Origin of the sequence: Mesorhizobium sp. CA4 (assembly GCF_020165075.1) — a bacterium.
GTDB lineage: Bacteria > Pseudomonadota > Alphaproteobacteria > Rhizobiales > Rhizobiaceae > Mesorhizobium.
On the sequence record NZ_JAIUHK010000042.1, the window covers coordinates 15574 to 33915 of the forward strand.

Here is an 18342-nt window from a genome sequence, read left to right on the forward strand (position 1 = left end):
CGAGGCGGGTTCCCGGCTCTGGAGCCACGGATTTGCCCGTCGTGGCGCTGCTTGGCTCAGAAAAAGGGCCGATAGTGCGCTCGAACACGCGATCTCGAAGAAATCGCGGACAGGAGACGCCGTGACGACACTTCCAGGAAACGCGGCAAACAACGCCGGCATAGACAGCTTCTATGCATGGACGCGGCTCGGGATTTCCTTGCTGCTGGCGACGATCGGCGGCGTCGGCACCTGGGCGGTGGTGGTGGTCCTGCCCGCGGTGCAGGCCGAATTCGGCATCGATCGCGCCGCGGCCTCGATGCCCTTTACGGCGACCATGGTGGGCTTTGCCGCAGGCAACGTGGTGATCGGGCGCGCCATCGATCGCTTTGGATACTGGATACCGGCGCTCGCCGCTTCGCTCGCGCTAGGCGCGGGATTTCTGCTGGCGTCGCTCGCCAATTCGATTCTGGGCGTCACGCTCGCGCAAGGCCTGCTGATCGGTGTCGGCTGTTCGGCGATCTTCGGGCCGCTGATCGCCGACGTCTCGCACTGGTTCAACCGGCGTCGCGGCGTTGCGGTGACGGTGGCGGCGTCCGGCAACTACATTGCCGGGGCGGTCTGGCCGACGATCATGCCCTATGTGATGCAAGGCCATGGCTGGCGCGTCACTTATGCGGTGATCGGGGTCATCTGCCTCATCACTATGGTGCCGCTGGTCCTGATGCTGCGCCGGCGCGCACCGCATGAGGGCATCTCCGGCACGCCTCGCGCGCGACCGGTGCAGCCGACCTCGCTGTCGCCCTCGCAATTGCAGGTCCTGCTGGTGATTGCCGGCTTCGGCTGCTGCATGGCTATGTCGATGCCGCAGGTGCATATCGTCGCCTATTGCATGGATCTCGGCTACGGCGTCGCGCGCGGCGCCGACATGCTGTCGATTATGCTGGCGGCCGGCGTTGTCAGCCGGATCGGCTCGGGCTTTCTCGCCGACCGCATCGGCGCGGTGAAGACGCTGCTCATCGGCTCCGCGCTGCAATGCGTGTCGCTGCTCTTCTACATCCCCTTCGACGGGCTTGCCTCGCTCTATGTCGTCTCGCTGGTGTTCGGCCTGTCGCAAGGCGGCATCGTGCCCTGCTACGCCATCATCGTGCGCGACTACATGCCGGCGAAGGAAGCCGGCCGGCGCGTCGGCATCGTCCTGATGGCGACCATCTTCGGCATGGCGGTGGGCGGCTGGATGTCGGGCTGGATCTATGATCTTACCGGGTCTTACGCGGCAGCTTTCCTGAATGGCATCGGCTGGAACCTCGTCAACCTTGCGGCCATCGCGCTATTGATGTGGAAAGCCAACCGCAGCGTCACGGCGGTCGCCTGACGGACCTCGGCGCCGACATCGGCTTGCTTGACAACGGTTGACGCATGCGCGACGCCAATCGGCAATGCTGACTTGGCGGGCTGACTTGGTGGCGCGATGATACGGATGCCGGTCCTGATGGTGCAGCCGCACGTCGAAGGCAGGGGGACAAGGCGTTGACCAAGCCGCGCTCCCGTCGCGGCGGCGGCCGTCCGACCATCGCCGATGTCGCGCGCAAGGCCGGCGTCGGCGCCATCACCGTGTCGCGCGCGTTACGCGAGCCCGGACGGGTGTCGGAGGACCTTCGCCGGGAGATACAGGCCGCGGTCGACGAACTCGGCTACGTGCCCGACCCGAACGCCCGCGCGCTTGCCTCGGCGCGCGCCGAAGTATTCGGCGTGCTGGTGCCTTCGCTGACCAACAACGTCTTCGCCGAAGTGGTACGCGGCATCTATGACAGCCTGTCGGACAGTCCGTTCCGCATCCAGATCGGCAACACCCATTATTCTGGCCTCGAGGAAGAACGGCTGTTGCAGGTTTTCGGATCGCAACGACCGGCGGCGCTGATCGTGGCCGGCATCGACCAGACCCCCGGCGCGCGACGACTGCTGGAGAATGCCGGCTGTCCGGTGGTGCAGGTGATGGAGACCGGGCCGGACCCGGTCGACATGATGGTCGGCTTCTCGCATTTCGACGGCGGCAGGACGGCGGCCGAGCACCTCCTTGAAGCCGGATACCTCAAGATCGGCTTCATCGGCGCCAGGATGGATCCGCGCTCGCAGCGGCGCCTTGCCGGCTACCGCGCCGCCATGGAGGCCGCCGGTCTGTTCGATCCGCGGCTGATCACCACAACGCCCGTGCCATCAAGCGTGAGCCTCGGGCGCGAGCTGTTCCGCGACGCGCTGGCCAAGATGCCGACGCTGGACGGCGTGTTCTGCAACAATGACGATATCGCGCTCGGCGTCCTGTTCGAATGCCGTCGCGCCTCGATCGACGTGCCCAAGCAGATCGGCATTGTCGGGTTCAACGATCTCGACATGATGCAGGTGTCGTTTCCTTCGATCACCAGCGTGCGGACGCACCGCTATGAAATCGGCACCCGCGCCGTCGCCATGGCGCTGTCGGCGATCACTGGAAGCCGTCCGGAACAGCGGATCGTCGACCTTGGTTTCGAGCTCATGCGGCGCGAGAGCACCGCGCGCTGAGAATACCAAGATGATGAAACATGGCGCTTTACAGCCTCACATGGGTAGCGCTACCATTTGTCTGTAAAATCGACATTAACTCGGAATCGAGCTTGTTTATTATACATAAGCAACAGGCGCTCGCTTGTTTATTATGGATAATATGATAACGTTCTAAATGTCGCGCATAGGTGAGGGGGAGAGGAGGATCAGGGCGGCGCAGACCGCTCGCTAGGCTGCTCGACGGCGAAGTACGCCGAACGACAGCGCCAGACTTCATAAACAAGCAGAACTGCAACTGGGAGGAATATCGATGATCAAGTCACTCGTTGGCGGCGTCATTGCCGCCACTGCATTCGTCATGCTGGGTTCATCGGCGATCGCCGGTCCTGAAGTGGTCAAAGGGCCTGGGGCGGAGCCGGGCTGCTTTGCGCCTTGGGCGGCCGACACGCAATTTTTCAAATATCCGAAGAAGGAAGGGCCCTACCGCATCGCGCTCGCCAACGGCTACATAGCGAACACTTGGCGCATTCAGATGATCCAGACCGCCAAGGCCTATGCGGCGCAGCCCGATGTCGCCAAGAAACTCAAGGAATTCAAGGTCGTATCGACCGGTGAAGATGTGCCGGCGCAGATCTCGGCGATTAACAACTTCATTGATTCCGGCTTCGATGCGATCGTCGTGAACGCACAAAATCCGACCGCCTTCGGACCGGTCATCAAGCGCGCCAAGGAAGCAGGCGTCGTGCTTGTCGCCTTCGACAACATCCTCGACACCAAGGACGCCATCAATGTCAATGTCGACCAGAAAGGCCTCGGCGAGCTCTGGGGCAAATGGCTGGTCTCGCATGTGCCGAACGGCGGCAAGGTACTCGAGGTGCGCGGCGTTGCCGGCACTTCCGTCGACACCGATCGCCACAAGGGTATCCACGAGGTGCTCGATGGCTCGGGCAAGAAATGGAACGTCACCGAGGTCGTCGGCAAGTGGGATGACGGCGTGGCGCAGAAAGCCACGGCCGACGCGATCGCCACCAGTGGACCGTTCGACGGCATCACAGGGCAAGGCGGCGACACCGGGATCGTGCAGGCGATGATCGACGCCAAGCATCCGTTCGTGCCGTTCGGCGGCGAGACGGAAAACGGCTTCCGCAAATTCTGTGCCGCGCATGCAGCCGACGGGCTGAAATGCTCGTCCGCGGGTACCGGCCCGGCCCAGGTTGCCGTCGCCATCAAGACGGCGATTGCCGCGCTCGAAGGCAATGTCGTGCCGCAGTCGATCAAGCTGCCTTTGGCCGTCGTCGAGGATCCGAACTTCAAGGCGGGGCAGGATTTCTTCCCCGACCAGTCCGACAATTTCTTCGTCGGCAATTCCTTCCCGACCTGCGGCATCAATTTCACCGCGCAGGAAATTATGGGCCAGACCAAGGAAAACAAATAGTTTGACACGCCGGCGTCGCGAAAATCGCGACGCCGGCGCTTGATGCCAATCACGAACCGGCCCGGGGAGGGCAGATGGACGGCGCGGCTCCGCTCTTCCGCATGGAAGGCATATCCAAGCGCTATGGCGGTGTGCGCGCCCTGGAAAAGGCCGATCTCACCGTCACGGCCGGCAGCATCCACGCCATTCTCGGCGAGAACGGCGCCGGCAAATCGACTTTGATCAAGGTCATGGCTGGTGTCGTCGCGCCGGATGAAGGTGCCATGAGCTTGGACGGCCGCGAGGTGACATTTGCATCGCCGGCCGCGGCCAATCAGGCCGGCATCGTCTGCATTTTCCAGGAACTGTCGCTGATCCCGGAATTGAGCGTCGCCGACAACATCGTCATTTCCGATCCGCCGAAGCGCTTCGGCATGATCGACCGCAAGGCGCAGCGGCGCATCGCGAAGGAAGCGCTGGCACGCGCCGGTGCCTCCGACATCCATCCCCGCGCCCTGGTCAAGGACCTGCCGCTGTCGCGCCGGCAGATGGTGGAGATCGCCAAGGCGCTCGCCCGCAAGCCGCGCATCCTGATCCTCGACGAAGCGACTTCGGCGCTGACGGCGGCGGATGTCGCCAAGGTCTTCGCGGTGTTGAAGCGGCTGCGCTCGGAAGGACTGGCACTGCTCTATATCTCGCATCGCATGAACGAGATCGCCGAACTCGCCGACCATTGCACGGTGTTCCGCAACGGCCGCAATGTCGCCAGCTACCCCGCCGGCTCGAAGAGCGACAATGAGGTGGTCGAGTTGATGATCGGCCGCGAATACAGCCATATCTTCCCGCCGAAACCCGTTGCCGCCTCGGCCGCCGCGCCGGTGCTCGAAGCGCGCAATCTCTCCTGGGCCGACCGGCTGGACAACATCTCGTTGAGCGTCAGGGCCGGCGAAGTCGTCGGCCTGGGCGGCCTTGATGGGCAAGGTCAGCGCGAATTGCTGTTGGCCTTTTTCGGCGTGCTGCGCGGCCTGCGCGGCGAGGTGCTGATCGACGGCAAGCCGGTTTCGATCGCCAGCCCGACCGCGGCCAGCCATGGCCGCATCGGCATGGCGCTGATCCCTGAGGATCGTAAGACCGAAGGACTGATGCTGCCGATGACGGTGCGCGAGAACCTGTCCTTCGCGGCGCTCGACAGGTTGTCGAAAGCGGGCATTATCGACCGCGCCGCCGAACAGCGCCTGATCGACGACATGGTCGGGCTGCTGGCGATCAAGACGGCGGGGCTCGACATTCCCGTCGGAGCCCTGTCGGGCGGCAACCAACAGAAGGTGGTGATTGCCAAATGGCTGATGCGGCAGCCGCGCATCATCCTGCTCAACGATCCGACTCGCGGCATCGATGTCGGCACCAAGCAGGAGCTCTATCAGCTGATGCGCAAGCTGGCGGATGCGGGCGCCGCGATCCTGTTCTATTCGACGGACTATGACGAGCTGATCGGCTGCTGCGACCGCGTGCTGGTGCTCTATGACGGTGCGATCAAACGCGAACTGGTCGGCGAGGGGATCACCGAGCACGCGTTGATCGCCACCGCGCTCAACATCCATGGCGACGACCGCCGCACCGGGGTGGGAGGAAAGGCGTGAAGGATTGGCGCTATTGGCTGGCCGAGGAGCGCGGAACGCTTCTGGCCTTCGGCATCTTCATCGTCATGTTCGCCATCTACAGCGCCAACCACCCGGCGGGCTTCACCGCCAATGTCGTGCAGACCGCCGCCAACAAAGGTGTGCTGCTCGCCTTCGTCGCCATGGCGCAGACATTGGTGGTGATCACCGCCGGCATCGACCTTTCCGTCGGCATGATCTTCACGCTGACCAACTGTATGGCTTCCTGGCTGGTGGTCGGCACCGGCCTGGAGACGACCTTCGGCGTGTTGGCGGTGCTCGGAACCGGGCTCATCTGCGGGGCGGTCAACGGTGCCATCGTCATCTACGGCCGGCTGCAGCCGATCGTCGCCACCATCGCCACGGGCGCCGTCTTTTTCGGCCTGGCGCTGCTTTTGCGCCCCGTGCCGGGCGGCTCGGTCAACGAGGACCTCGCGGATTTCCTGACCGGGCGTTTCTTCGGCGTGGTGCCGGCAAGCCTCGTGGCGCTGCTCGTCATCGTCCTTATCGTCTGGGTGCCGTTCAGTCGCTCCGAACTTGGGCGCGCTGCCTATGCTGCGGGCTCATCGGAGACCGCGGCCTACATGTCTGGCGTGCCGATCCGCAGGGGCAAGTTTCTGGCATACACGCTTGCCGGCCTGCTTGCGGCCATCGGCGGCCTGTTCCTAACCTTCTTCACCTATACGGGCGAGGCGGCCTATGCGAGCGGCAATGCCTACACGCTGTTCTCGATCGCGGCGGTCGTGCTCGGCGGCGTGTCGTTGTTCGGCGGCAAGGGCAGCGCCATCGGCGCGATCTTTGGCGCGCTTGCCTTCCGCACCATCGGCGACCTCCTGTTCGTCTTCGACTTCGATCCGCTCTGGCAGCCGCTGTTCCAGGGCGTTATCCTGCTGATCGCGGTCAGCCTCGGCGCCTTCGCGCTGTTTCGGGTACGCAACCGGCTGGAGTGGTTCCTGTGAGCGAAACGACGCTTGGCGGCATCATGGGCGGCATCGCCGGCCGCATGCCGAAATTCATCCGGCGCGCCGACCCGGCGGTGCTGACGGCCTTCGCCTGCATCGTCATCCTGCTGCTGCTCGGCAGCCTCTACTCGCGCAGCTTCCTGTCGCCGGAATATCTGCTGCAGCAGTTGAAGGTCGCGTCCTTCCTTGGCGTCATCGCAACCGGCATGATGCTGGTCATCCTGCTCGGCCAGATCGACCTCTCTGTGCCCTGGTCCGTCGCGGCAGGCGCCATGATGGCCTGCGCGGCCGCGGCCTACGGGCCGGTCGGCATTGCTCTCGCCATCCCCTTCGGCGTGCTGTGCGGCGTGGCGATCGGCATCGTCAACGGCATCGGTGTCGCTTATTTGCGCATCCCCTCGATGATCATAACCTTGGCCACCAACGCCGTCGCTCAAGGGCTGATGGTGGTCTACACAGGCGGCTTCTCGCCGCAGGATTCGGCGACCGCCGCGATGCGATATCTGGCGACCGGCTTCACCATTCCGGGCGTTCCCAATGCCGTCATCATCTGGGCGCTGATCGGCGCCGCGATGGTCTTCGCTCTGACCCGCACCAGTTTCGGCCGCGCCGTCTACGGGATCGGCAATCGCGAGCGCGCTGCCTACCTTTCCGGCATCGACACGCGCCGCATCGTGATGGTCGCCTTCGCCGTCTCAGGCGGGCTGTCGGCCTTTGGCGGCGTGCTTTTGGCCGGCTATGCGTCGAAGGCGGCGCAGTCGATGGGCGATGCCTATCTCCTGCCGTCCATCGCCGCGGTCGTGCTCGGCGGCACATCGATCCTGGGCGGGCGCGGCTCCTATCTTGGCACGGTGGCGGGCGTGATCCTGATTACTCTCCTGCAATCCATCCTCTCGGTCATGCAGATGCCGGAAGCGGGGCGGCAGATCATCTATGGCGTCGTCATCGTCGCCATGCTTCTGCTTTACGGGCGCGCGCCGGCAAGCCGCTGACCGTGCATGAGGCGAGCGCAAGACGGCAGACCCCGGAGCTTCGCATGAACGATCTTCGGACGGCGCCGGCCATCATCGTGATGGGTGTTGCCGGTTGTGGCAAGACGGCCGTCGGCGAGGCGCTCGCCGAGGCGCTGGGCGCCGACTTCATCGAAGGCGACCGCTTTCATCCGCCGGAGAATGTGGCGCGCATGGCGCGCGGCGAGCCGCTGACGGACGCGCTGCGCGCGGGCTGGCTCGACGCCATAGGCGAGCGCATCGCGGCCTCCGTTGCCGGCGGGCGGAAACCAGTGGCGGCGTGCTCGGCGCTGAAGCGAAGCTATCGTGACCGGCTAAGCCGCTTCTGCCCCGGTATGGTCTTCCTCTATCTCAAGATCGATCGCGAGACCGCCTGGCGGCGGGTCGCCAACCGCAAGGGGCATTTCATGCCCGCAAGCCTGGTCGACAGCCAGTTCGCCACATTGGAAGAGCCGGCCGCGGACGAACAGGCGGTAACGATCGACGGAACGCGAAGTGTTGCCGGGATCGTGAAAGAAGTCGTCCACGCGCGTCGGTGATTTTCACAATACGCACCGGACAGAGGCTTCAGGCGCCCTCGTTGCCGATCGCGGCCTCGGTTGGCCGCTCCGTCAGCCGCACGGCGCTCGACCAGGCTATCATCTGCTCAGGACAGAGTTTGAGCGTCTCCAGCATCTGGTCGCGCTTCGACAGGATAAATCCCGCCTGAACGACGAGGTTCTTCCCTGTCGTGTCCTTGGCAGGCGATGCGGGCGCCTCTGGGCTCGCGCTCAGCTCTCTGACGATCGCCCGATATTGGCGAAAAGGCGCCGTCTCGATGGTCGCCATATGAAACAGCGCAGCGCCCGCGCGCGCAGCGAAGTTTGCCGGCGCCGAGGCGAGGTGGGTCCAGCCGCACTCGCCCATGGCTGCCTCGGTGAAGGCGGAGCCGGCATAGATGGTGTTGGTCATCAGCACCACGCCGTTTGCTTTCAGCACCTTCTGGATGCGGGTGGTGACCTGATAGGCGTCGGTGCGCTCAAAGACGATCCGGCTTTTCAGGAAGCGGTTCTCGACCTTGACCAGCGGCGGGTTGATCACGCGCAGGCCGAACTTGCTCGGCGAGAAGCCGTGGTATTGCGCGCTCACCTGATGGGTATCGACGCCAGCCTCATGCAGGGCGCGCTTGCCCATGATCGTCTGGGCCGTGAACTGGTCGCACCATATGATGGCGCCGCGCCCATTGCGCAGGGCTTGTTGCAGCGCCTCGAGGCCTTCGAGCCGGATCGCCGGCGACCAGCGCCAGCCGGCGACGAGATGCGCCGCAAGCGTCAGCCGCCGGCGGTGAATGGCGGCGAGTAGCGCCTCGAACAGGCTTTTCGTGTCGACGGTATTGCCGAGCACGGCTCTCACCGCGATGTCGTAACGGGCAAAGTCCTTGCGGAAATGGCGCTTGCGCCTGAGCCCGGACACCCAGCCGCAGATCGGGCTCCACCAGGAGACCGGCAGCATCGCCGCGACGCCGAGATAGAAACAGGACAGCAGGCTCTCGCGCAGGTCCCGATTGGTAAAGCGGCGTAGTCTTCCGCGGCGGGTAACCTTGCGGCTGAAGAAGCGAACGGACTCGTTCCGCTCCGGCACCGGCACGTCGGCGGTGATTTCAGTATGATAGATGTCGTTCGACGATGGCTGCCGGCTGGCCCTGCGGGAATTGCCAAGCCAAGGCAGCCTCATGCGTCAGAGCCCTGTTTCATCCTCCAGCCGCTTTACTGCGTCCGCGGTTGACTGGCAACCGAGGGCGACAGGTCAGGGCCGCGGCTTGTCGTTTGGCGCAATTTGCGGGCGGAAGCCTGTGGCGAAGTGGCCGATCCTGGCCGCTGCACGCTTGCCTCAAATCTGAGACGTGAGTTCCGCCGGGAAGTCATCGTTGTCGGCGTCGCGCATGGCGGCGAGGCTGCGGTTGTCCAGCACCTCGGCGATCGCCTGGCGCACTTCCAGCATCATGTGGCGGACCTGGCAGGTGGCCTCATCGCAATCCTCGCAGCGCTGGTATTGCGTGCGGCTGGCGCAGGGGATCGGCGCCAGCGGCCCGTCGAGCACGCGCACGACATGGCCGATCTTGATCTCGGAAGCGGGCCGGGCGAGGCGGTAACCGCCTTCCTTTCCCTTGCGGCTCTGGACGAAACCGGCATTGCGCAGCTCGCCCAGGATAGCATCCAGGAATTTCTTCGGGATGTTGTTGGCGACGGCAATGTCGTTGACGAATGCAAGCTGGCCAGCCGGCAGGCCGGAAAGATGCACGAGGGCCTTGAGGCCGTATTTGCCTTTTTTGGTCAGCATGCCCGATTCAATTCATCAAACCCCAATGCGCCTGCATCTGGCGGTTGTTTGTGTGCAAATCATGACAGTTGACCGCCTGGCCCAATAATTTGCCCGGCAGCTTAGGCACAAACGCGTTGATTCTTCGTAACGTTTTTCACGTTGGACGCCAGATTTCCCCCGCGAAATGCCGGCGGACTCAAACGAGAAAGCGGGCTAAAGCCGGCTTTCCTGCGCTTCCTGATTGTAGGGCGGCTCAGCGGCTACCGTAGGCCTGATCGAGCAGTCCGCCGGCGGCGAAATGCTCCTTCTGTACTTTGTCCCAGCCGCCGAAGACTTCCTCAACCGTCAGCAGCCGGACGTCCGGGAAGTCGGCCTTGTGCTTGGCGGCCACCGTCGCATCGCGAACCCGCAAGCCGTTCCCGGCGGCGATCTCCTGGCCGTCCGGCGTGTAGAGGAAGTCGAGATAGGTTTTGGCGAGATCACGGCTGCCATGCTCGTCGGCAACCTTGTCGACGATCGCCACGGGGAACTCGGCGAGCAGACTGACGGAAGGCGTGACTTGCTCGAATTTGTCGTCGCCATATTCCTTGCGAATGCCGCGTGTCTCCGACTCGAAGGTGATCAGCACGTCGCCGATCTCGCGCTGGACGAAAGTGGTGGTGGCGGCGCGGCCGCCAGTGTCGAAGATCGGCACGTTGTTGAACAGCTTGGTGATGAATTCCTTCACCTTGGCGTCGTCGCCCTTGAAGGCTTCCTTGGCGTAAGCGGTGGCGGCAAGATAGGTGTAGCGCGCATTGCCGGATGTCTTCGGGTTCGGGAAGATCACCTGCACGTCGTCACGCACCAGATCGTTCCAGTCCTTGATATGCTTGGGATTGCCAGCGCGCACCAAGAAGGACGGCAGCGAATAGAAGGGCGAGGCGTTATCCGGAAAATCCTTCTGCCAATCGGCTGAGATCAGTCCCTTCTTGACCAGGAAGTCGACATCGGTGACCTGGTTGAAGGTGACGACATCGGCGCCAAGGCCTTCGGCGATCGCGCGCGCCTGCGCCGAGGTGCCGGCATGCGACTGGTCGACCGTGACACCGGGGTGCTTGGCGATGAAAGCCTTGTTAATGTCGACGAACAGCTCGCGGCCGACGTCATAGGATGCATTCAAAAGCTTGTCGGCCGACCAGGCTTGGGAGGACGCGAGGACGAGACCGGCAACAGCCGCGATGCCGAGCAATAGACGCTTCATGAAAACAGGCTCCTTGGAAATAGATCAAAGCTAAGGCCTACCCTAGTCGTGAAAGCCTGGTGCGAGGAGGCACGGGCTCCGGGAGGCGAGCGAAGCTCTGGAAAATATATCGCCAAAACAATTCTTTTCTAGGATGTTCTTCCAAGCAGATTCGTAGATGGCGCCAGGCTCGGGCGCTGGCGTCGGGGTGAAAGTCAGCTCAGGAAGCCGGAAAAAGCTTCCAGCGACGCGGCCTGAAGGCCACCCGGCTCTTCTGCGCCGCGGGATGGTCGACCGGCAGCTCGATCTCGACGCGCTGGCGCTCGCCGCCTACCTCGAGCTCGACGCGCCTGGTGCCGGCGACGCGGCGGCTGGCGGCAACCGTGCCGGCGATGCAGCCGCTGCAGCCGTCGAGCAGGTCGACATCGTGCGGACGGAAATAGAGAACCGCCTCGCCGGACGGCGCATGCGGCGCCGAGAGCCCGATCGGCCGGTCGGCGATCCAGACCTCGCCGTTCTCGACCTTGACCGGCAGTGAGCTCGACTCGCCGATGAAGGAGTACACGAAGGGCGAGTTCGGTGTGTCGTAGATATCATCGGCGGTGCCGACCTGCTCGATGCGGCCCTGGCTCATGACGACGACGCGGTCAGCGAGCTCCAGCGCTTCTTCCTGGTCATGCGTTACGAAGACGGTGGTGTGGCCGGTGCGGTCATGGATCTCGCGCAGCCAGCGGCGAAGCTCACGGCGAACCTGCGCGTCGAGCGCCCCGAAGGGTTCGTCGAGCAGAAGCACCTTGGGCTCGATCGCCATAGCGCGCGCCAAAGCCACGCGCTGGCGCTGACCGCCGGAAAGCTGCGCCGGATAGCGCTTTTCCAGACCAGACAACTGGACAAGGTCGAGCAGTTCGAGCGCCCGGCGGCGGATTTCCTGCCCCGAGGGCCTTGCGGCGCCGTGCCGGACCTTCAGGCCGAAGCCGATGTTGTCGGCAACGGTCATGTGGCGGAACAGCGCGTAATGCTGGAAGACGAAGCCGACATTGCGCTCCTGGATCGACTTCTGCGAGGCGTCCTCGTCGCCGAAGAAGATCGCACCTTTGGTCGGCCGTTCCAGGCCGGCGATCAGGCGAAGCAGCGTCGTCTTGCCGGAGCCCGAGGGCCCGAGCAGCGCGATCAGCTCGCCGGACCTGATGTCGAGCGACACGTCGTGGAGCGCCGGAAACCGCTCGAACTCCTTGCGCACATTGACGACGCGAACTTCCATGCAAATCCCTCAGTCCGTTTATGCTGTCGTTGTTCCCAAATTGCCAGGCAACTCTTGGGCGACAGGTAGTGTTCAGTGTCCGCGCGTCGCGGCGATCTCGGCGCCGTAGCGCATCTCGAGAAGCGTTTTCAAGACCAGCGTCACCAGCGCCAGGCCGGCGAGCAGCGACGCGACGGCAAAGGCGCCGACGGCGTTGTATTCGTTATAAAGGATCTCGACATGCAGCGGCATGGTGTTGGTGAGCCCGCGTATGTGGCCCGACACCACCGAGACTGCGCCGAACTCGCCCATGGCGCGCGCATTGCACAGAAGCACGCCGTAGAGCAGTCCCCATTTGACGTTGGGCAGTGTCACATACCAGAAGGCCTGCCAGCCGCTGGCACCCAGCGAAAGCGCCGCCTCTTCGTCGCCATTGCCCTGTTCCTGCATCAGCGGAATGAGCTCGCGCGCGACGAAGGGGAAGGTGACGAAAATGGTAGCTAGCACGATGCCGGGCACGGCGAAGAGGATGACGATGCCATGCGCCTTCAGCCAGGCGCCGAGCAGTCCCTGCGCGCCGAAGAGCAGCACATAGACCAGGCCCGAGATGACCGGCGACACCGAGAAGGGCAGGTCGATGAGGGTGGTCAGGAAAGCCTTGCCCTTGAACTCGAACTTGGCGATCGCCCAGGCGGCCGAGATGCCGAAGACGACGTTGAGCGGCACCGAGATCGCCGCCACAAGCAAGGTCAGGCGGATGGCGGAGCGCGTGTCGGGGCTGGAAAGGGCTTCCGTGTAGGCGCCGATGCCTTTGGCGAGCGCCTCGTGGAAGACAACGATCAGCGGCAGGAGCAGGAAGACGGCGAGGAAGGCAAGGGCGATCGCCATCAGCACGGCCTTGATCGGCCGGCTTTCGGTCACGGCGGCCGACTGGCTCTCGTGATGCAGTTCGTAGGATTTGATCTCGGGATCAGCCATAGCGCTTGCGGCTCCATGTCTGTGCGAGGTTGACGATCAGAAGCATCAGGAAGGACAGCGCCAGCATGATCGCGGCGATCGCAGTCGCCGCCTCGTAATTGTATTCCTCGAGCCTGATCACGATCAGAAGCGGCGCGATCTCGGATTTGAAGGGCAGGTTGCCGGCGATGAAGATGACCGAGCCGTATTCGCCGACGCCGCGCGCGAAGGCGAGCGAGAAGCCGGTGATGATCGCCGGCGCCAGGCCCGGGAAGAGCACGCGGGTGATGATCTGGAAACGGTTGGCGCCGAGCGTGGCGGCTGCTTCCTCGACCTCCTTGTCGATCTCTTCCATGATCGGCTGGACGGTGCGCACGACAAAGGGCAGGCCGATAAACACCAGCGCGACGACGATGCCGAGCGGCGTGTAGGCGACCTTGATGCCGAGCGGCATCAGGAGATGACCGATCCAGCCGTTCGGCGCATAGAGCGTGGTGAGCGCGATGCCGGCCACGGCCGTGGGCAGGGCGAAGGGCAGGTCGACCATCGCATCCGCGATGCGGCGCCCGGGGAAACGGTAGCGCACCAGCACCCAGGCGACGATCGTGCCGAACACGACGTTGACGACAGCCGCCAGGAAGGCGGTGCCGAAGCTTATCTTCAGCGCGTTGAGGGTGCGCCGGTCAGCGGCGATTGCCCAGAAATCGGCCCAGCCGAGCGCGGTCGAGCGCCAGACCAGCCCCGAAAGCGGGATCAGGATGATGAGCGTGAGGTAGGCAAGCGAGAAGCCGAGCGTCAGTCCGAAACCCGGAATGACACTCGGCTGCCTGAATCGCCACCCCGGCTTGACGGGTGCTGTGGTCATGCTGTTCTGGATCGTCCCTTCTATTCAAACCAGAATGGCTTTGCGCAGTTGCATTCCGCCGGCATGCCCGAGGCTCACCGGCCGTCCGGCCTCACTGCGCCGGCTTGTAGATCTGGTCGAATATACCACCGTCGCCGAAATGGTAAGGCTGCGCTTTCTTCCAGCCGCCGAATTGCGGGTCGTCGATGGTGACCAGCTTGATTGCCGGCAGCTTGGCAAGGTCCTCGGCCGGCACCAGGTCGGGCTTGGCCGGGCGATAGTGGTTCTTGGCGATGATGGTCTGCGCTTCCTTGGAATAGAGCCAGCCCAGATAGGCCTCCGCGACCTTGCGCGTGCCCTTGGCATCGACATTGGCGTCGACGACCGCGACCGGCGGCTCGGCCAGGATCGAGGTCGGCGGGTAGACGATGTCGAAATTGTCGGCGCCGAATTCATCGAGCGCGAGATAGGCTTCATTCTCCCAGGCGATCAGCACATCGCCCAGGCCCTTCTGCGCGAAGGTCACCGTCGAGCCGCGCGCGCCCGTATCGAGGACCGGGACGTTGGCATAAAGCTTGCCGACGAACTCCTTGGTCTTGGCTTCGTCGTTGCCGTCATTGGCGTTTGCGTAGGCCCAGGCGGCAAGATAGTTCCAGCGGGCGCCGCCGGACGTCTTCGGGTTCGGCGTGATCACCTGGACGTCGTCCTTCACCAGATCGCTCCAGTCGTGGATGCCCTTGGGATTGCCCTTGCGCACCAGGAAGATGATGGTCGAGGTGTAAGGCGCCGAGTTGTTCTCGAACTTCGTGCGCCAATCCGGGTTGATCTTCTTCGTCTTCGAGACGATGGCGTTGATGTCGCCTTCGAGGGCCAGCGTGACGACGTCGGCGTCGAGGCCGTCGATCACCGCCCGGGCCTGCGCGCCGGAACCGCCATGCGACTGCTGGATGGTCACGGTTTCGCCGGTCTCAGCCTTCCAGTGCGCGGCAAACGCCTCGTCATAGGCTTTGTAGAGTTCACGTGTCGGGTCGTAGGACACATTCAGAATGGTCGTGTCGGCAAACGCAAAACCGAGCGTGCCGAATTGGACGGATGTGGCGACCAGGGCGCCGAGCAGTTTCCTGAAATGAGGTTTGGTCATTCCCGTCTCCGTTGAACTGCACGAACTCTACCGAGTTTATAGAATTTAGATGCATTGAATGTTGCCTTTTTCGCCGCCTCGAAGCAATTTTTCGCCGAACCTCTCCTGATCGAGGAAATATCTTCCTCAATTTCGGACAGCGACCATTTCCTTGCCAGCCGGGCTAACTAGGCGCAGCCGGTTGCCGGGCAAGGCCGGCGCTAGTTGGCGGTCACCGGAAAATCGAAGCGCTGTTTGGGGAACGGCTCTTTGGCCAGCGTGAAGTGCCACCATTCGCGCGCATAGTTGCGAAAGCCGGCGGCGCGCATGGCGGTCAGCAGCGTTTTGCGGTTTGCGGCGGCTTCGGCGCCGATCAAGGCGCTGGCGGTTTCGCTCTTTGGATCAAAGCAGTCGAAACCGGTGCCGAAATCGAGCGTGCCGGTGTTCGGCATACCGCAGGCCGGATGAACTGCGCTTTTATTGCCGGCCTTGGCGATAGCAAGGTCGACCGTCGAGCCTCGAGAATGGCTGGAGAACTCGCCGATATAGCCTTTGGCGATGAGATCGCCACGTTCGACGGTGGGATACCATTGCGGGTCGGGCCGGCCGCCTTCTCGCGTCCATTTGCCCATATCGGCAACCGCGCGCGCCGGGCGGTAGCAGTCGAAGACGACTAGCGTCAGGCCTTTGGCGGCGATTGCTTTCTGGACGCTGGAAAGCGCCTTCGCCGCCTGCGCGGTCAGGATGCAGACCGGCGCGTCATAGCCGTCGGCTTTGCGGTGCAGGAAGTTTTCAAGACCGGCGTAGCGGATATCCTGGCGAATGGTCGGGTCGATATCGGCCAGTCTTACGAAGCCGGCGGGCAGGGGATCGGCGCGAGCTGCGAGAGTGTCGGCGACCGAAAACAATGCGCAAAACGCAATCTTCTGAATCGCTTGCCGCGTTCTATTCAACGAACACCTTCACGCTCGCCGCGCGTCCGGCCGCGTCGATCACGGTCAGCGTCGAGTAGCCGGTGCCGTCGGGTTGCCAGGTCGCCGTGCGGCGGCGGTCGATGCCGGCAAGCGGCTTGCCGTTGGCGAGCCAGCGGAACGGTGCGCGGCCGCCCTGGAGCTTCAGGACCAGCGGCGTGGCCTCGGCGGAGTTGGTGCCGAGATCGACGCGGGCGCCATTGGGCGGGAAGATGATGGTCGGCGCCGGCTCGGTGACGGTCGCCTGCACCAAACCGTCGGCGCCGGCGCCGAAGCGGGCGAGCGTCACCGGCAATTCCTCGCGCTTGGGGTTGAAGACGCCCGGCGGCCTGCCGGGCAATGGCACGCCGGCAAGGCCGGAACGGACGAAGCTTTCGAACAGGATGGGCGCCGCCGAGACAAAGCCCGACAGGCCGGGGATCGGGCTTGCATCGGCACGGCCGACCCACACACCCAGCACGTAGCGGCCGTCGAAGCCGACGGACCAGGCATCGCGATAGCCGTAAGAGGTGCCGGTCTTGTAGGCGATGCCGCGCTGCATGGCGCCTTCCGGCGGCTTCACGCCGGACAGGATGTCGTTGATCTGCCAGGCCGCCTGGTCGTCGAGGATCGTGGCGGTGGTGCGCTCGGCATTGACCGGCTCGGTGCCGTCATGCAGCGTATGCATTTTGCCGCCATTGGCGAGCCCCGTATAGAGCTGCACCAGGTCGCGCAAGGTCACGCCGACGCCGCCAAGCCCGATCGCCAGGCCGGGCGCCTCGTTGACCGGCAGGACCGGGTTGACGCCTGCCTGGCGGAAGCGCGCCGTCAGCCGCGCCGGACCGACGGCGTCGAGCACGCGGATCGCCGGTACGTTGAGCGACAATTGCAGCGCCTGGCGGATCGAGACATCGCCCTGGTAACCCATGTCGAAATTCTTCGGACGGTAGCCGCCGAAATCGGCGGGGCTGTCCTCGATGATCATCTCCTGCGCCACCAGCCCCTGCTCGAAGGCCAGCCCATAGATGAAGGGCTTCAGCGTCGAGCCGGGTGAGCGCACCACCTTGGTCATGTCGATCCAGCCGGAGCGGCTGGCATCGAAGAAATCGGCCGAGCCGACCTCGCCCAGAATGTCGCCGGTGCGCGCATCGGCCATGACCATGGCGACGGAAAGTTTCGGCCCGAGCTTCCTGGCGGCATCTCGTGCCACCTGTTCCAGCCCCTGCTGCACGCTTTTGCGGATGGTGAGCTGCAGCGGCCGGCTGGGCACGGCCTTGGGCAGCATGGCATAGGAGGAATGCGCGGCCAGCGCCGGCAGCTTGCGGCGCAGGCCGGAAACATCGTCGAGCGCGGCGCGAGCGGCTTCGCGTTCGCCGAGCAGGCCGGCCGAGACCATACGGGTCAGCACGCGGTCACGCGCCGCATGGGCAATGCCGAGATTGCGGTCGGGCCGGCGCTTTTCCGGCAATTGCGGCAGGGCGACGAGCAGGGCGGCTTCCGACACGGTGAGCCGCTTCGGCTCTTTGCCGAAATAGGCGAGCGAGGCGGCGCGCACGCCTTCGAGATTGCCGCCATAGGGCGCCAGCGTCAGGTAGCGCTCGAGGATTTCCTGCTTGGTGAGCCGCCGTTCGATCTGGATGGCGCGCAGCATCTGCTTGAGCTTGGAGCCGACGCTGCGGCTGTCGCGCGGCTCGATCAGCCGGGCAAGCTGCATCGACAAGGTCGAGCCGCCGGATACGATATGGCCGCTGGTGACGAGCTGGCCGGCGGCGCGGCAGAGCGCCAGGACGTCGACGCCGTGGTGATCCCAGAAGCGCTTGTCCTCATAAGCCACCAGCATGTCGACGAACTGCCTGTCGACCTGGTCGAGCTGGGTCTCGAGCCGCCAATAGCCGTCAGGCGTCGCGAAGGCGCGCAGCAACTGTCCGTCGCGGTCCTGCACCTCGGTGGAGACCGTCAGCTTTGCCGGAAGCGGCGGCGGGAAAGCGCGGTCGAGTTCCCAGAGGGCAGCGACCGAAAGCGCCGCGAAGCCGGCTAGAGAAATCCCGGCGATGGCTGTTCGACGCAGAAATTTCCTGGAGAGCATGGCGCTGCCCCTCATTGCCCTGCCCGTCCTTCGCAGCAGCTACGCTGCAGCTTCGGAGGGT

General features: G+C 64.2%; 16 protein-coding genes. 7 read left to right on the top strand and 9 right to left on the bottom strand.

Annotated elements, in window-relative coordinates:
* Positions 1-121: 121 nt before the first annotated feature.
* The 7 genes from LB528_RS26065 (at position 122) to LB528_RS26095 (ending at position 8103) form a co-directional block, all read left to right on the top strand.
* On the top strand, positions 122-1354 hold the full coding sequence (locus LB528_RS26065; RefSeq protein WP_224716798.1) for an MFS transporter: 1233 nt from the start codon (positions 122-124) through the stop codon (positions 1352-1354).
* Positions 1355-1509: 155 nt separating this feature from the next.
* Complete coding sequence (locus LB528_RS26070) at positions 1510-2538, top strand: LacI family DNA-binding transcriptional regulator (protein ID WP_224518481.1); 1029 nt, start codon at positions 1510-1512, stop codon at positions 2536-2538.
* 292 nt (positions 2539-2830) lie between these two features.
* Positions 2831-3955, top strand: a complete 1125-nt coding sequence (locus LB528_RS26075; protein WP_224518482.1) for a sugar ABC transporter substrate-binding protein — start codon at positions 2831-2833, stop codon at positions 3953-3955.
* Between the two features lie 74 nt (positions 3956-4029).
* Complete coding sequence (locus tag LB528_RS26080; protein ID WP_224518483.1) at positions 4030-5574, top strand: sugar ABC transporter ATP-binding protein; 1545 nt, start codon at positions 4030-4032, stop codon at positions 5572-5574.
* Complete coding sequence (locus LB528_RS26085; RefSeq protein ID WP_224518484.1) at positions 5571-6551, top strand: ABC transporter permease; 981 nt, start codon at positions 5571-5573, stop codon at positions 6549-6551. The genes LB528_RS26080 and LB528_RS26085 overlap by 4 nt, the downstream gene beginning before the upstream one ends.
* A gap of 23 nt (positions 6552-6574) precedes the next feature.
* The gene (locus LB528_RS26090; protein WP_263487469.1) at positions 6575-7546 is read left to right on the top strand and encodes an ABC transporter permease; all 972 of its coding nucleotides are present in this window, start codon (positions 6575-6577) and stop codon (positions 7544-7546) included.
* Positions 7547-7590: 44 nt separating this feature from the next.
* Positions 7591-8103 (top strand): gluconokinase, encoded by a 513-nt coding sequence (locus tag LB528_RS26095; protein ID WP_224716800.1) that lies wholly within the window; start codon positions 7591-7593, stop codon positions 8101-8103.
* A 28-nt stretch (positions 8104-8131) separates the two neighbouring features.
* Here LB528_RS26095 and LB528_RS26100 read toward each other — a convergent pair whose 3' ends face one another.
* From LB528_RS26100 to pbpC, 9 genes are all read right to left on the bottom strand, one after another.
* Positions 8132-9277 (bottom strand): hypothetical protein, encoded by a 1146-nt coding sequence (locus LB528_RS26100; protein WP_224716801.1) that lies wholly within the window; start codon positions 9275-9277, stop codon positions 8132-8134.
* Positions 9278-9433: 156 nt separating this feature from the next.
* A complete protein-coding gene (locus LB528_RS26105) occupies positions 9434-9883 on the bottom strand; it encodes an RrF2 family transcriptional regulator (protein ID WP_040984137.1) in 450 nt (149 codons plus the stop codon).
* Between the two features lie 235 nt (positions 9884-10118).
* Complete coding sequence (locus LB528_RS26110; protein WP_224716802.1) at positions 10119-11105, bottom strand: sulfate ABC transporter substrate-binding protein; 987 nt, start codon at positions 11103-11105, stop codon at positions 10119-10121.
* A gap of 199 nt (positions 11106-11304) precedes the next feature.
* On the bottom strand, positions 11305-12345 hold the full coding sequence (locus LB528_RS26115) for a sulfate/molybdate ABC transporter ATP-binding protein (protein ID WP_224716803.1): 1041 nt from the start codon (positions 12343-12345) through the stop codon (positions 11305-11307).
* 72 nt (positions 12346-12417) lie between these two features.
* On the bottom strand, positions 12418-13302 hold the full coding sequence (cysW, locus tag LB528_RS26120; protein WP_224716804.1) for a sulfate ABC transporter permease subunit CysW: 885 nt from the start codon (positions 13300-13302) through the stop codon (positions 12418-12420).
* Positions 13295-14146 carry a sulfate ABC transporter permease subunit CysT gene (gene cysT / locus LB528_RS26125; RefSeq protein ID WP_224716805.1) on the bottom strand — a complete coding sequence of 284 codons (852 nt, stop codon included), beginning with the start codon at positions 14144-14146 and terminating at the stop codon, positions 13295-13297. Before cysT ends, cysW begins: the two co-directional genes overlap by 8 nt.
* Positions 14147-14237: 91 nt before the next feature.
* Positions 14238-15266, bottom strand: a complete 1029-nt coding sequence (locus LB528_RS26130) for a sulfate ABC transporter substrate-binding protein (protein WP_224716806.1) — start codon at positions 15264-15266, stop codon at positions 14238-14240.
* A 200-nt stretch (positions 15267-15466) separates the two neighbouring features.
* On the bottom strand, positions 15467-16153 hold the full coding sequence (locus LB528_RS26135; protein ID WP_263487467.1) for a M15 family metallopeptidase: 687 nt from the start codon (positions 16151-16153) through the stop codon (positions 15467-15469).
* Positions 16154-16190: 37 nt separating this feature from the next.
* Positions 16191-18281, bottom strand: a complete 2091-nt coding sequence (gene pbpC, locus LB528_RS26140; RefSeq protein ID WP_224716807.1) for a penicillin-binding protein 1C — start codon at positions 18279-18281, stop codon at positions 16191-16193.
* Positions 18282-18342 lie beyond the last annotated feature (61 nt).